Below are 14,808 nucleotides of genomic sequence, written 5' to 3'. Positions count from 1 at the left end.
TTCAGTCGTTTAATTTTTCAGTAATTAAATCTTTAACCAACTTCGGATTTGCTTTGCCTTTAGAAGCTTTCATCGCCTGGCCTATAAAAAATCCAATTAACTGTTTTTTTCCTTCCTTGTACCGTTTCACTTCATCAGGATTTTCTTTGATAATATTCTCAACAATCGGGTCAAGGAATCCTGAGTCTGAAACTTGAATCAGGTTCATCTCTTTTGCCAACATCTCGGGTTCCTTATCCTCCTTTAGCATCGCATTGAATATTTGCTGCATTGCCGAAGAATTGATTTTATCCTCTTCTTTCAGTTTCACCAACTCAGATATTCTTTCCGCTGAAATCGAAAACTCCCGGATATCAATACTTTGTTCATTCAGCACCCGAAGCACTTCACTTAGTACAATATTGGAAGCAGCTTTAGGATCGCCAAGATATCCTACTACTTCTTCGTAATAGTCTGCAAGATAACGACTATCTGTAAGAGTAACCGCATCATCTGTACTCATTCCATAATCTTCCATAAATCTTTTGCGGCGCACATCTGCCAATTCAGGCAATTCTTCCCGGATATCATCCAGCATGGCATCCGTTACAATAATGGGAGGTAAATCAGGTTCCGGGAAGTAGCGATAATCGTGTGCTTCTTCCTTAGAGCGCATAGGCCTGCTTTGCATTTTAGTGGTATCCCAAAGCCGGGTTTGTTGTACCACTTCCCCGCCGTCCTCAATCAATTCTATCTGTCGATAAATTTCATAATGAATGGCCCGTTCCACATTCCGGAATGAATTCATATTCTTAAGTTCGGTACGGGTTCCAAATTTTTCCCTGCCCCGGGGACGAACGGAAACGTTCGCATCACAACGCAAACTTCCTTCCTCCATATTACCGTCACATATTTCCAGATATTGCACTATCTGCTTTATCTTGGCAAGATAGGCATAGGCTTCCTCCGGGGTCCTCAGATCCGGTTCTGATACAATTTCAATAAGCGGGGTTCCCGCCCGGTTCAGGTCAACCAAAGTATTATACGGATCCTGATCATGAATGGACTTTCCGGCATCTTCTTCCATATGAATTCTGGTGATACCGATCCTTTTATCATAGTCTTCCAACTCAATATCTACAAATCCATCAAAACAGATAGGCGTATCATATTGTGAAATTTGATATCCCTTAGGTAAGTCCGGGTAGAAGTAATTTTTTCGGGCAAAAATAGATTTTTCCGCTACGCTGCATTTGGTAGCCAATCCCATTTTGATGATATATCGCACCAGGTTTTCATTAACAACCGGCAATGTCCCCGGGTGGCCAAGGCAAAGGGGCGACACCTGCGTATTCGGTGCACCTCCGTATTCCATTTTAACATCGGCAAAAGCTTTACTTTCGGTAAGCAGCTGGGCATGAACTTCGAGGCCAATTACCGCCTCGTATTTCTCGTGGGCAATAGTGCTCATTAAGATATTTTTCTATCAAAGATTTTCAGAGGTTGGAAGATATTAAAGTTGTGTGACAGTTTGGAATGTTTCTTTGGTAAAGGGTCAAAGTTTTAGAGGTGAGGTGCAAGTATTTTGAGCACTTGTTCGCCCTGCTTTATCAAGTCGAGTTCTAATTTTATATTTCTAGGATGAAATGATTTAACTGATAAGCAGGTTTTCTTATGACCAACCAAACCATATAGAACCATGAAAACATCATTACTTACTGCCATCATCGCATTATTAGCGTTTCCTGTACTTGCTCAGGATTATGCCGTTGAACAGCTCGAAAGCTCACCTCGCCATCACGAGTGGGTCACTATTGAATCAAATGAGAGAACTTTACATAATTTTGTGGTCTATCCGGAAACCTCCGAACCTGCGCCGATAGTGATTGTAATTCACGAAAACCGTGGCCTGAATGACTGGGCACGCAGTTTTGCAGACCAACTGGCTGGTAAGGGATTTATAGCTGTAGCTCCCGATTTAATCTCTAATACAGTAGCAGGTATCGAAAAAACCGGTGATTTTAAAAATTCCGATGCGGCCCGACAAGCACTTTATGATCTTGATCCTGATCACGTTACCACTGATTTAATGAATGTGCTCGAGTATGCCAAAACCATCAAGGCCGGAAATGGAACATTTGCAGTGGCCGGATTCTGCTGGGGAGGTTCCCAATCTTTCCGGTTAGCCACCAATGCCGGTGATGCCATTGATGCAGCTTTTGTATTCTACGGCACCGGGCCCGGCGATGCTGAAGCTTATGCTGACATTAAAGTACCCGTCTATGGATTTTATGGAGCCAATGATGAGCGCGTAAATTCTACCATCGCGGACTCTGAGGCTGCAATGAAGCGGTTCGGGAAAACATATGATTATAAAATCTATGAGGGCGCCGGACATGCCTATATGCGCAGCGGAGATGATCCCGAGAAACCCCAGGATGATCCTAATGTAGAGGCCCGAAATAAATCCTGGGAGCGGTTGGTTTCCATCCTGAATAATTTTAATTAATCATTCCCAAATTGATGAATTAAGGTTAAAATCTCAGTATCTTTGTATTCCTGAATAAATTCACTTTTGTTCAGGAATTTTTTTGCCCGAGTGGCGGAATTGGTAGACGCGTGCGCTTCAGGTGCGTATGTCCTTTGGACGTGGAGGTTCAAGTCCTCTCTCGGGTACTAAGCCCCATAAGAGTTTTCTTGTGGGGCTATCTTTTTGCCTGGCTTTTATCACTCTTTCCCTTTTGTATTTCTCCCAATCGTTGTCATTGCGAAGCAGTGCTTCGCGGTTCAAGCCTCTCTCGGGTACTCAGCCCTGTAAGACCTTTCTTGCAGGGCTATTTTTTGCCTGGGTTATATCCCTCTTTCCCTTTTGTAATGCTCAAACCAAATCTGGAACTCAAATACTTGAATGAGCTCCTCTTTCTTTCCTCTTAAACGTGAAGCTGAATTTAAATCCATTTTCGGACTCCAACTCGTATTCTGCCTCAAGCTGGCTGATTAATGTTTTAATAAGAGTGACGCCCAATGTTTTTGAAGTGTTGAAAGCTGATTCATCTACCCCTCTTCCGTTATCCTCATAAACCGCTTTAATAATATTCTCATCTTCCGATAAATGAATGCTGATTTTTCCTTTCTCTTGCTCTTCAAAAGCATGTTTAAAAGAGTTTGTGATCAGTTCATTAAGTAAAAGCCCCAAAGGCACCGCTTGATTTATATTGATGCTTTTTGTTTCAAACTGATGTTCAATAACAATGTCTTTTTCTTTCGACCCAAACAACTTTCGGATTCGTTCAATAAGATTCAGTGCATATTCATCAAAAGTTACTTCCGTAAAGCTTGCGGTGTTATAGAGCAACTCATGTACCCCGGCTATCGAATAAATACGGTTTTGAGTCTCCCTGAGTATAGTATCAAGTTCCTTACTGTTAAGAGACTGCTTCTGCAGTTCGATTAAACCGATAATAATGGCAAGATTATTTTTTACCCGGTGATGGACTTCTGAAAGCAGCACTTCTTTTTCATGAACAGAGTCTTCAAGCCGGTTTTTATATTCTACTTCTTTGGTAATGTCTTCAAGAATAGCAAGCATCAGCCGATCTTGGCCTGCGTCACTCACTATATGCCCCACATTCAACCGAAAATGCGATATAGTTCCGTCTTTTCGGAAACGGTCAATCTCTTTATTCTTTAGTCCGCCTTCCTTAAAGCTCGTTTTCATCAGTGCTTGAAACTCTTTCTTCTGTTCTTCAGATACATGCGGCATGAATTTTCCCATCACCTCCTCACGTTTCCATCCCAGCATCTCTTCAGCAGCTTTGTTCCAAAAATCTTTAACCACTCCCTTAGTATCGATTGCGTAAATCGCCATTGGTGATGATTCAATAAGAGCACGGATGGTCTCATTTGCCCTTCGGGTTGATCTTTGAGCCATATAAGAGGTTTGCATAAAAAAGAAGAGCACGGATACCAATACACTTAACATCAGCCCCAATGCCAAATCTAAATACAATCCCCACCTATTATGTTCACTTTCAAATAAATGATTCGGTATTAAACTAAAAGTCCAGTTTCCGGAATTCAGGGGTGCTTTCCCCAATTCAATAGTAGATGTAAATTCTTCATCAAATCCCGCCTTGGTGCTATCGCCATGTTCATAAAAGACCGACTTATTCTCATCCGTTACTTTTACATGATATTGATTCAAACCCAGCATCATGGTATTAAACTGTTCTGTAAAGTCCATCGCAGCTGTGATGGTCCCTTGAAATGCATCATTAAAATAAATCGGGGCATCCACTAAAAAAGCCTCCGGCCCCTGTACTAATTCCAGCCAATGCGTGAAGTTAGTGATGGAATCATCCCTGGCTTTTTCCCAGTCGGCCCGCCTATAATTCAATTGTGAAATATCCATCCCAATGGCTTCTTCGCTGCCTTTCATAGGTTCCACTCTTTGAATCACCATATTGCTGTCAATCCATTCTATTAATAAAAAAGAAGGATTTTGTTCTATAATCAGCGATGCATCATACTCCCAGTGATCGAAATATTCTCCATTTGTTATTTCAATCCGGCTTTTTAAGTTTTCCAGAGTTTTAACACTTTCCAGTACACGATTCTGAAATTGCTGGGTAAGTAATTGCCCCGTTTCTTTTATGATCAGAGCTCTCGATTCTTCTGTTTTTTGATAATTTTGAAGCCAAATAAAAATTACTGAGCAGCTTAAAAGAACTCCAAGGAGCAAAGATCTGGACAGCCTGTATTTTTCTTTAAAAAAATTCAATCTTAATTCCATTATAAGATTATCCCGTTTCCCATTTCAACCAACTGTACTACTAATACTTATTCGGGCACTAAGTATTCAAAAGCTATTTCACCAACAGTAATTTTTTTGATTTTGCGGTTCCGTCAACAAGAATTCTGTAAATATAAATCCCGCTCGAAAATTCATTCGCCTGTAGCTGTTGCACATATTTCCCTCTTTGCTTATCTCCATTTACCAACGTTTGTATCCACTTCCCAAGAGCATCATAAATTTCAAGCCGTACGAAAGAGTCTTTTGGCAGAGTATATGGAATGTTGGTGGTGGCATTAAAAGGATTGGGATAATTTTGACCCAATTCCACTGCTTGGTTCTCTTCAAGAGCTTCTCCGTTAAGAGGAATAAGTATAGGGCTGGGTTGATTTGAGCCATTATGTGTAACCCGAAGCTCACCATTACTTTCATTAGCAAGTACAGGCCCATATGAAATTGGAATTTCAATACTTGATCCGGGCTCAACATTTAAAAATACAACATCATTCTCAACGGAGAATGAACTGGTCCCTGAAACTATTTCCACCCGGCCAATCAATGGATTTTCCGAGTTTATATCATTGGATATGGATATCGTTTCGATTATCTCGGATCCTACGTTGGTTACCCCAAAATTTAGTTCAGTTTCATCTATTGTTATAAGTGATGGTCCTCCTAAAAATGCCAAACAACCGCCACCAAGCGGCCAACCTTTATCTGCAAACATACCGCACATAACAGGCCCGGGCGAATGCATAGCATAAGCATTATCAATTCGAGGCCTCATCAGAGCATTTTCCGTATCATCGAATGTAGTTTGGTCTAAGTGTGAAAAACTGGAGCCCGGCTCCCACTCAGATGGACTGAACAAGGGAACCGGGAGGTTCTCAAAAGCCTCGTTTGATTCATCTCCTATAAAGAAAATTCCACCATTCATACCCGTCACAGCATCATATAAAGCCTCTGAAGGATTTGGATATACATTCTCATCGATAACGGCATTTCCAAAACCATCCATTACAAAACGATCATAAATAATGGGTGAAACAACTGTATTCCCATAGCCCCACTCAGCAATTTGTTGCTCTGGATCACCAGTCATTGAACCTAAAAACCCTAGGCCATGCCCGATTTCGTGTAAAACAACCGTAACAAAATCTATTAATCCAGCCGGTGTTTCAGCATCAGTACCAAAATACCATGAATCAAAAGCGGAATTCATATTAACAACTATGTCATAATCGGTACTACTTGATTGCTGAACATAATCAACCCCCGTCATGGCACTGGCTTGAGCAACTGCATACCAGGTATCCAGCTCTCCGGTTGGAGGCTGAACAATCAAAGTAGGGCGCGCACTTCCTAAAGTATTACCATCCAAAGCTGCCCAATTTGCCTGAACCCTGATCGGAATATCAGAATCTATATGCGTTTCCCAAATTTGCAAGGCATATTCAAAAGCTTCTCTTGCCTGCTGCGGCCAGCTTGCACCGTCCGAAAAATATTCAACCTGAAAGGAAGCAGTCTTTAGCCTTTCAGATCCTTTTAATAATCTTTGATCTGCTTTTTTATAATAATATACGTCTCTATAGGTAGGTTCAAACGTGCAAATATTTTCCATTGCAGGAGCTTCTATTATTTTCAATCCTGATTTGGAAAGCGAATCATCATTTTGCCCCAAGACCTTGGATCCCGTAAAAACAAATGATAGCAGTAACAGGTAGACTTTATATTGAGATTTCATTTATCCCATTTGGTTATTTTTACTGATAGTATATTACTTTTATAAACACGTTAAAAAAAATTTCTCTTCCTAATATCCTTACCGTTTAAACTTTTCAGGTTCCGCACTTACAATTATTTAAAATCTTCTCAATTCTTGATAGTATTTCTTCAATTTCAGGGATTCTTTCATGCCAATTAAATTAAAGCTGATTTCGTTTCCTGACCATATCTGTCCTAACCGCCACAAATCTGCATCTATCACTTTTGCGATTCTTGGATATCCCCCTACCGATTGTGCATCCTTCATAAGGATAATGGGGTTCCCGTCTTGCGGAAGCTGGATAATGCCGGGAACAACCGGTGCTGATTTCATTTCCCTTTTTTCGGTTTGAATTTTAGCTTCACTCTCTAACCTGATTCCCATTCGATTACTTTGAGTGGAAATCTTGAAACCTGTTTCTAAAAAAAACAATTGCTGGTTTTCAGTAAGCCAATCCCATTCCGGTCCTGCAATGATGCGTATCTTCTGCCTGGTAGAATAATGTGGGATAAACTCCTTGGGAACTTCTCTTGTTTTAATCTCCTCCGAAGATAGTTTCCAAAATATCACATCTCCTTTTTTAAGTTTTCTTCCTTTAAATCCCCCAAATCCTGCCGGCATACAGGTTGAATAGCTATCCATGATTTTTTCAATTTCCCATTCTCCGGCAATGGCCATGTAAATTCTGCATCCGGCTTTTACCCGGCTGATTTTTACAATGTCACCGACATTTACGGCTATGGTTCTATTAGTTTGTGATGCGTGATCATTCACAAAAATATCAGCCTCTGCACCGGTTATTCCAATAACAGCCTGTGTATGAAACCTAAATGTACCGCCTTGCACCGTGAATTCTAAAACCGGGGCGTCTTTTGGATTCGCCACCAACCGGTTAGCCAACTGATACGCGTGTTCATCCATCACTCCTGAAACCGGAATTCCAAAATTCCTGTATCCAAACCGGCCTTTATCCTGAACGGTTGTAATTAATCCCCCATCCAAAACTTCCAATTTCCCGTTCATGACGGTGCTCTTTCGTTTTTTAATTCCTCAAATTCTTCAATACTAATGGGGTGGAAAACCAACTTATCACCGAGTTTCAAATACGTTGGGGGCTCTTCTTTAATATTAAAAAAAGAATGAGGGGTTCGGCCGATAATCTGCCAGCCACCCGGGCTTTCTAAAGAATATACCCCTGTCTGCCCACCGGCAATACCTACTGCGCCCTCCGGTATTTTTGTCCGCGGGTTTTCTTTCCTTGGACATTCAAGGGTTTTATCCATGCCACTCAAATAGACAAATCCGGGCATAAAACCCATCATCGCTACGGTATATTCTGTTTGTGTATGTTTTTTGATGATTAGTTCCTGAGTTAACCCCGTATGTTTTTCCACCTCTTTCCAATCCAGCCCTAATCCATAACAAACCGGAATTTCATATTTTCTATGAGATATTTTTTCTTCTGATTTATCAGATATTTGATTTTGCAGCTTTTCAATTTCTACATTTAAATCCTCTAACAGCCGGTTATAAATCAGGCCAATACTTTCATAGGTCGGAATCAAATCTATAACACCGGAAATCATTGATTGTTCTAACCGCCGGTAAGTTTGGTGAATTAATGAAAGCGGGATTTCTTCCTGTTCGGGTTTTAAGAGAAGGGCTTGTTCACCTAAAAAAGAGACATTCCAGGTTTGGCCATTAAGATGAAGTGATTTTGACATCATGCTTTTCTAAAAAATCAAAAATTTCCTTTGCCAACTCTGCCGCTCCTTCTGTGTCGCTGTGTAAACATAAAGTTTCAGCCTCAATAGGCAGATCGAGTCCATCATGAGTGTACACAATTCCATCCAGGAAGGCAGCTAATTGCTTTAACACATCTTCCTTTTCTTTAATTACGGCTCCATCCAGTTTTCGTGAACGTAAGCTTAAATCATTTTCATATCTGCGGTCTGCAAATACCTCACTTCGAACCTTCAATCCGGCATCTTTAGCTACTTCTCTTAATACAGATTTTGCCGGGGCATAGATTAACATATCATCTTTTATCCTTACAATAGCTTTTACCACACCAATTGCGGTTTCTTCATCTTTAGCAGCATGATTGTAAAGAGCCCCATGCGGTTTTACATGATGCAATTTACCACCCAAAGACTCTGTCATCCCTTTTAATGCTGTTACCTGATATAATACACAAGCTTCCAGTTCTTCCGCCGACAAATTCATTACCCGTCTTCCGAATCCCTGCAAATCAGGATAAGAAGGATGCGCTCCTATGGCCACTTTATTTTTTAACGCCAGCTTAATGGTATTTGCAATCGTAACCGGATCGCCGGAGTGAAATCCGCAAGCAATATTACAGCTTGAAATATAGGGCATAATCTGGGAATCGCGACGTTCATCATATAGCCCGTAGAATTCACCTAAATCACAGTTCAAATCTATTTTTGAAAGCATAATTACAGAAAATTAAAAACTGAATTTAAACTTCTAAACCCTACCAACAGGGCAACTAAAATCACAATTATCCCAAATATATTTTGCCGGGATGAATTTCGATTCGTTCCCAGTAACATGGGTTTATTCATGATATACAGTAGAAAAACAGCAATTACCGGTAATGTAATTCCATTCGCAATCTGGGCAAATTCAATCAGCTGAACCGGGTTAAAACTAATCGCGGAAAAAAATACGCCAATGGTAAGTACCAAAATCCAGATAACGCGAAATTTCAGATCTTTAAGGCCATCATTCCACCCCAATAGCCCTTTGCTTGCATAAGCTGCCGCTAATGGAGCTGTTACGGCTGAGGTGATACCTGCCGCAAAAAGTCCAATTCCCATAAATGTACGTGCCCAATTACCCAATAAAGGTTCCAATTGAAGAGCCATATCCGAGGCATTTTTAACCTCCGTTAAGGAGCCATCGGATGCAGCAGCACTGGTGATAACTACACACATGGATATAACCCCACCCAGGATAATACCCACTGCATTCTCCAAACGCATATCCGATAGCTGTGAAAAATGAGAATATCTTTCCTGAACGGTTGAAGCATGTAAAAACAGATTATAGGGAACTACCGTGGTTCCAATCAATGCAATCACTGTCAGGAATTCATCCGGCGAAGCGGTAGGAATAAACAATCCTTTTATAATTGCACTTACATCCGGCTGAATGACAACAGCTGTTGTTACAAACACAATACTCATGATTCCAACCAGCAGTGTCATCACGTTAACAATACGCTTAAAATTGCCTGAGAAAAGCAACCAAAAAGCAATGGCTCCAATCAATACGGGAGTCAGCCGCACATTGAATCCATTTACCGTTATATCCAAGCCTACAAAAAACTCTTCCCATCCTAGTACGGCTCCGGAGATATTGCCTCCCTCATAGGCAATATTTCCTATCACAATGGCACTGAATACCAACAAGATGCCTATGGTTTTAATAATCGGATTTCCCAATTGCTCACGAATAGCCTCTCCAAATCCTTTGCGGGTGATAATACCCAAACGGCCGGTCATTTCTTGTAATACGATAGTCGCTATTACCGAAAATAAAAGCGCCCAAAGCAACATATATCCCGACCGAACACCTGCTAACGTACATACTGTTACTGTTCCGGGACCAATAAAAGCTGCGGCCACCAAAGTACTGGGGCCAAAATATTTTTTTAGTGGATTATTCATGGTTGAGTATATAGTATGTAACAGCTAAAATCCCAAACATTAAAACCGTAATAAATATTAAAGGTTGTTATGGCTGAATTAAAAACCCGGAAAATTAGAATAAGAATAATGAAGAGAAGGTTTTGCCAGGGTTAATCAAAACATCCTTCTCACCAATAAAAAAAAGATCTGAGGATATAAACTAATGGACGGTACTGCCAGAGTAAATATTAAGCCCGGAATGGAAGTTGGAATTGTACTCAAAAAAGATCAACGTACAGGCCATCTTACTTTTGGCATTGTTCAAAATATTTTAACCAAAAGCGCAACACATCCGCACGGTATAAAAGTACGACTCACTGACGGACAAATTGGACGGGTCAAGGAAATTAAATGAGTGGAATGACACTGGCTGATTTTAGCGAAAAAACGTTAGAACTTGGCACGGATTATGAAGGTCGGGTAATTGCTACTCTTATTTCTTCTAATTGGAATAAGCCCGGTTGCCGGCCGGTTTTATATCTTCATGGATTCAATGATTATTTTTTCCAGGCTCATCTAGCAGAAGAATTTCACAGTCACGGCTACAATTTTTACGCCTTGGATTTGCGAAAGTACGGACGATCTCTTTTACCCCATCAGCACCCCAACTACTGCCGTTCCATTACCGAATATTTTGAAGAAATCGATCGGTCTATTGAAATCATTAATACCAAAAATGAACTAAACATAATCCTTTTAGGCCATTCTACAGGGGGATTGATTGCCAGTGTTTATCTAAACACAGGACAGTACAAAGACCATGTAGAGAAGCTCGTGCTTAATTCTCCATTCCTGGAGTTTAATATTAACTTTTGGCAACGGATGTTTTTGCTTCCCATGGCCGGAATAGTATCTCTTTTATTTCCATATTCAGCCCGCAAAAAACCTTTTTCTCATTTGTATGGAGCCAGCTTATCGGATGAAGAACACGGAGAATGGAATTTTAATACAGATTGGAAGCCGATAGAAGGCTTTCCTGCTTATTTCAAGTGGGTTTATGCGGTGAACCGCGCTCAAAAGAAACTCCACATGGTTTCAAATATCAAAGTCCCTATTTTGATTCTGCATTCAGATTCATCCAGTACGCCCAAAAACTGGAATGACATTTTACTTAAAACTGACATGGTTCTAAATATAGACCATATAAAGAAGTTCGGTAAAAAGCTCGGCCCTGACGTTACCTTTACCGAGATTCCAGAAGCTATTCACGATGTTTTTCTTTCCCCAAAAAATGTAAGGAAACAGGCTTTTGAGCAAATGTTTAACTGGCTTAAATAAAATTATTCGCCCTGCCCAGTATTTTAGCGACTTGCAAGTTTCAAAAAAATGCTTTTATTACAGCATAGATACTTGAAATATTTTATGAGGGAGGATTCATTATGCAAGTAAAAGAAATCTTAAATCAAAAAGGAAGGGATATTTACTCCGTTCAGCCGGATGAAACCGTATATAAAGCCATAGAAAAAATGGCTGAATATAATATTGGAGCTTTGCTTGTCATGGAAAGTGGGAAACTAACGGGAATAGTTTCAGAACGTGATTACAGGAATAAAGTAATTCTTAAGGGACGCACCTCTAAAACGACCGCTGTTAAAGAAATTATGACAGAGGAAGTGATTCGTGTAACCTCAAGCGATACCGTAAATTTGTGCATGCAACTTATGACGGATAAAAAAATACGACACTTACCCGTTGTTGATGAGGAAAAAGTGGTTGGAGTTATTTCTATCGGTGATGTAGTGAAAACCGTTATTGCCAAACAGAAAGTGGAAATCAATTCATTAAGAGATTATATCGGCGGCGGTTATCCGGGATGATATAAACATCTCGTCCATTCTAAATACCTAATTAATGCTGTCGAAGATAGTAATGGCTACATTACTTTTTCACGCTCAGGCTGTAATCCTCTGACCCATCGGTTTACTATAAATTCGTTTTCCTTGATCCAGTTGCGTACTGCCCGCCGTTCGTTATCCGGAAACGTTTCAACTTCATCCATTAAAGCCCCTAATTGTTCTTCGGTGAGATCAAATCGTTCGAAAAACAAGGAAGCCCGTGCATGCTCAGTCGTGAAATTTTTCCTGGCAATAGTGTGGATCTTCTCAGACTCTCCATAAATATTTTGTGGGTCGTCCAGGAATTTCAGATCATACCGGTTATATATCCAATGAGGAGTCCACCCGGTCACCACAATTGGCTCCCTCCTTTTGATAGCCTCAACCAGTGTTTCCGTCATTGTTTCTTCACTTCCCTCCAATAGGTTCAAAGATAAATTATACGCCTCAAGAGCCCTTTGGGTAGAAGCCATAATCCCTGCACCGCTTCCAATACCAATAATCTCAGACATACTCCCTTCCAGATCACTTATAGATTGGGCCTCAATATAATCCGGTACCATCAACCCGGTTCGCACCTGATTTACATTGACCCCAAGATCTTCGAGCTGAGCTCCATATTGCTCCATGTATTCCCCATGTGTTCCGGGGAGCCAGGCATCTACAAATACATCATATTCTCCATTACCAAGCTGCTCAAAAACCGATTCTATATCCGTCATCTTAGTCGCAACTTCATAACCCAACTGCGATTCCAAAATTTCAGCTACCAAATAGGTCATGGCTACCCCTTCCGACCAATTTGCATATATCAGGCGTATGGTTTGTTCTTCTTCTTTTTGATCTGCTTTATTACAACTTAGTGCACCTCCTACGATCAGCAATCCCAGCAAACCAACCAAAAGCTGTCTCCCGGAAATTAGTTTGGCCCATTCCATATTCCCTCCATTATTTTCTTTAAAATCAGATAAATACCTGATTAAAAATATGGGTTTTAAGATAAATGTAAAGCCAAGGCCAGCAAGTGGTATTTATTCAGGAAAAGAAGTAAGTCGCGAGAAAACAAGTTCTAACCCTTCATCGTCCCGACTCCAAATCAGCTGATCTTCTCCCTCAACTCTGATTGTCCAGGTTTCCTGTGGTTGTGAGTTATTATAGTACAAAATATCCAATGTTGGACTATGGGCATCGACCCTCCATATGCCTGTCAGCCTTCCCTCATCAGTAAAATCAATAAAGAGATGGTCCCATCTTAAAAATAAAAACCGGTTTCCGGCAGGATCGTAGTCTTTCATGACATCTTTTCCATTTAGATTAGCAGATTCCAAATCCCAGATTCCGGTTATGATATCAGGCAAATTTTTAGGGATTGACTGAATCCATTTATAGAAAACAGTAACCTTTTGTCCCTCTTCTTCCCGTTCCCATACCATGACACTGTCGGATTCAATTACTACTTTAAAGGAGTCAAAAGTATCTTCAAAACCGGTTTCAGTTTCTATCTTCAAGGCAGAGTTCTCTTCATCATAGCTCCATGCACCGCTGGAATTTTGCAGCCATCCGTTACCTGATGCATAAGTGCCCTTGGCATCCAAGCGTACCCATTTTGCACGAGGGGTCATCTCCTGATCTCCAACCATTACCTTAGTGACCTGCCAAAGCCCCGTAACAGAAGTAGCTGAATCAATTGAGCGACATCCGATAATAGTTAAAGAACAAAGAAAACAGATACCAAATAGATTTTTTAGAGACATAATTATCTTAGTTGATTTTAAAAAGCTCTGAAAATAGACTTCAAATACAAGCAATACAACAACTAAACAGCTTTTTGTGAATGCTGAATCAGAATTTACAGTTATCAATAAAAACTCAACTAAATCATGCCGTTATGCTACGAGTATTTTCATCACTGCTTATTTTTGCATTGCTCCCTTTCGGCTTTATACAAGCTCAGCTTAATAACCACCCCGACCATATTAAGACTGAAAATGGAGAGCTGATCATTCACCCCATTTTACATGGTACAATAGTTTTTGAATGGAATGGCCTAAACATATATGTAGATCCTTACGGTTCGAAAGATTTGTATGAAGGTAAAGCGGATCCGGACCTTATTTTAATTACTCATCCACATGGCGATCATTTAAACCTGGAAACACTGAACAGCTTAAATACTGAAGGTGCCACTTTTATAGTACCCCAGGCTGTTGCCGATGAAATACCGGAAAAATACTCAGGTCAGGTTCTGGTAATGGGCAATGGTGAAAGCATGGAACGAAACAGCATACAAATTGAAGCTATTCCCATGTATAACCTCCCCGAAGAGGGTGCCCGGCATGCCAAAGGTTGGGGCAATGGATACGTTCTTACCATAGGGGAGAAAAATATTTATGTATCCGGGGATACCGAGGATATTCCCGAGATGAGAAACTTGTCAGGCATTGACATCGCTTTTATATGCATGAATCTGCCTTACACTATGGATATAAACCAGGCAGCTGATGCCGTTTTAGATTTTGAGCCTTCAATCATCTACCCATACCACCACCGCGGACAAGACATGCATGAATTCAAAAAGCTGGTGGACAAAGGCAATAAAGATATTGAGGTGCGTTTGAAAGATTGGTATCCCGGACAATGATCTAACATCTGAATTTATTTACTCATACCTTTCCTGTAAAAGGAATATGAATTGTACACTTTGTTCCTCCAAGACAGAAC

14 protein-coding genes and 1 tRNA gene are annotated in these 14,808 nt (G+C 40.5%); 6 read left to right on the top strand and 9 right to left on the bottom strand.

Going from position 1 to position 14,808, the window contains the following annotated elements; all coding sequences use genetic code 11:
- Window position 1: 1 nt before the first annotated feature.
- On the bottom strand, window positions 2-1,450 hold the full coding sequence (gatB, locus tag HUJ22_RS01015; RefSeq protein WP_290872417.1) for an Asp-tRNA(Asn)/Glu-tRNA(Gln) amidotransferase subunit GatB: 1,449 nt from the start codon (window positions 1,448-1,450) through the stop codon (window positions 2-4).
- Window positions 1,451-1,678: 228 nt separating this feature from the next.
- Here gatB and HUJ22_RS01010 point away from each other — a divergent pair, with 228 nt between their 5' ends.
- Both HUJ22_RS01010 and HUJ22_RS01005 read left to right on the top strand, forming a co-directional pair.
- On the top strand, window positions 1,679-2,488 hold the full coding sequence (locus HUJ22_RS01010; protein WP_290872414.1) for a dienelactone hydrolase family protein: 810 nt from the start codon (window positions 1,679-1,681) through the stop codon (window positions 2,486-2,488).
- A gap of 84 nt (window positions 2,489-2,572) precedes the next feature.
- Window positions 2,573-2,655 (top strand) — tRNA-Leu (locus HUJ22_RS01005).
- Window positions 2,656-2,875: 220 nt separating this feature from the next.
- On the opposite strand, the gene HUJ22_RS01000 is transcribed toward HUJ22_RS01005, so the two are convergent.
- From HUJ22_RS01000 to HUJ22_RS00975, 6 genes are all read right to left on the bottom strand, one after another.
- Window positions 2,876-4,759, bottom strand: coding sequence for a histidine kinase dimerization/phosphoacceptor domain -containing protein (locus HUJ22_RS01000; RefSeq protein WP_290872411.1), 1,884 nt, complete (start codon window positions 4,757-4,759; stop codon window positions 2,876-2,878).
- Window positions 4,760-4,844: 85 nt separating this feature from the next.
- Window positions 4,845-6,515, bottom strand: a complete 1,671-nt coding sequence (locus HUJ22_RS00995) for a T9SS type A sorting domain-containing protein (RefSeq protein WP_290872408.1) — start codon at window positions 6,513-6,515, stop codon at window positions 4,845-4,847.
- Between the two features lie 117 nt (window positions 6,516-6,632).
- A complete protein-coding gene (locus HUJ22_RS00990) occupies window positions 6,633-7,559 on the bottom strand; it encodes a biotin-dependent carboxyltransferase family protein (RefSeq protein WP_290872405.1) in 927 nt (308 codons plus the stop codon).
- On the bottom strand, window positions 7,556-8,263 hold the full coding sequence (gene pxpB / locus HUJ22_RS00985; RefSeq protein ID WP_290872402.1) for a 5-oxoprolinase subunit PxpB: 708 nt from the start codon (window positions 8,261-8,263) through the stop codon (window positions 7,556-7,558). The genes HUJ22_RS00990 and pxpB overlap by 4 nt, the downstream gene beginning before the upstream one ends.
- Window positions 8,238-8,993 carry a 5-oxoprolinase subunit PxpA gene (locus tag HUJ22_RS00980; protein WP_290872399.1) on the bottom strand — a complete coding sequence of 252 codons (756 nt, stop codon included), beginning with the start codon at window positions 8,991-8,993 and terminating at the stop codon, window positions 8,238-8,240. Before HUJ22_RS00980 ends, pxpB begins: the two co-directional genes overlap by 26 nt.
- Before the next feature lie 2 nt (window positions 8,994-8,995).
- A complete protein-coding gene (locus HUJ22_RS00975) occupies window positions 8,996-10,231 on the bottom strand; it encodes an NRAMP family divalent metal transporter (protein ID WP_290872396.1) in 1,236 nt (411 codons plus the stop codon).
- A 184-nt stretch (window positions 10,232-10,415) separates the two neighbouring features.
- Between HUJ22_RS00975 and HUJ22_RS00970 the strand changes: the two genes are divergently transcribed.
- From HUJ22_RS00970 to HUJ22_RS00960, 3 genes are all read left to right on the top strand, one after another.
- Window positions 10,416-10,607 carry a YwbE family protein gene (locus HUJ22_RS00970; RefSeq protein ID WP_290872393.1) on the top strand — a complete coding sequence of 64 codons (192 nt, stop codon included), beginning with the start codon at window positions 10,416-10,418 and terminating at the stop codon, window positions 10,605-10,607.
- Window positions 10,604-11,530 carry an alpha/beta hydrolase gene (locus HUJ22_RS00965; RefSeq protein ID WP_290872390.1) on the top strand — a complete coding sequence of 309 codons (927 nt, stop codon included), beginning with the start codon at window positions 10,604-10,606 and terminating at the stop codon, window positions 11,528-11,530. Before HUJ22_RS00970 ends, HUJ22_RS00965 begins: the two co-directional genes overlap by 4 nt.
- 101 nt (window positions 11,531-11,631) lie before the next feature.
- Complete coding sequence (locus HUJ22_RS00960; RefSeq protein WP_290872387.1) at window positions 11,632-12,069, top strand: CBS domain-containing protein; 438 nt, start codon at window positions 11,632-11,634, stop codon at window positions 12,067-12,069.
- Between the two features lie 56 nt (window positions 12,070-12,125).
- Here HUJ22_RS00960 and HUJ22_RS00955 read toward each other — a convergent pair whose 3' ends face one another.
- Together HUJ22_RS00955 and HUJ22_RS00950 are read right to left on the bottom strand one after the other, a co-directional pair.
- The gene (locus HUJ22_RS00955) at window positions 12,126-13,025 is read right to left on the bottom strand and encodes a glycine betaine ABC transporter substrate-binding protein (RefSeq protein WP_290872384.1); all 900 of its coding nucleotides are present in this window, start codon (window positions 13,023-13,025) and stop codon (window positions 12,126-12,128) included.
- Window positions 13,026-13,118: 93 nt separating this feature from the next.
- Window positions 13,119-13,841, bottom strand: a complete 723-nt coding sequence (locus HUJ22_RS00950) for a hypothetical protein (protein ID WP_290872381.1) — start codon at window positions 13,839-13,841, stop codon at window positions 13,119-13,121.
- 134 nt (window positions 13,842-13,975) lie between these two features.
- On the opposite strand from HUJ22_RS00950, the gene HUJ22_RS00945 reads away from it, so the two are divergent.
- Complete coding sequence (locus HUJ22_RS00945; protein WP_290872378.1) at window positions 13,976-14,728, top strand: MBL fold metallo-hydrolase; 753 nt, start codon at window positions 13,976-13,978, stop codon at window positions 14,726-14,728.
- The last annotated feature ends 80 nt before the right edge of the window (window positions 14,729-14,808 follow it).

The sequence above is a fragment of the Gracilimonas sp. genome (genome assembly GCF_014762685.1).
GTDB lineage: Bacteria > Bacteroidota > Rhodothermia > Balneolales > Balneolaceae > Gracilimonas.
Note: the sequence above shows the minus strand (reverse complement) of the source record. Positions and strands in the feature narration are given on the sequence as shown.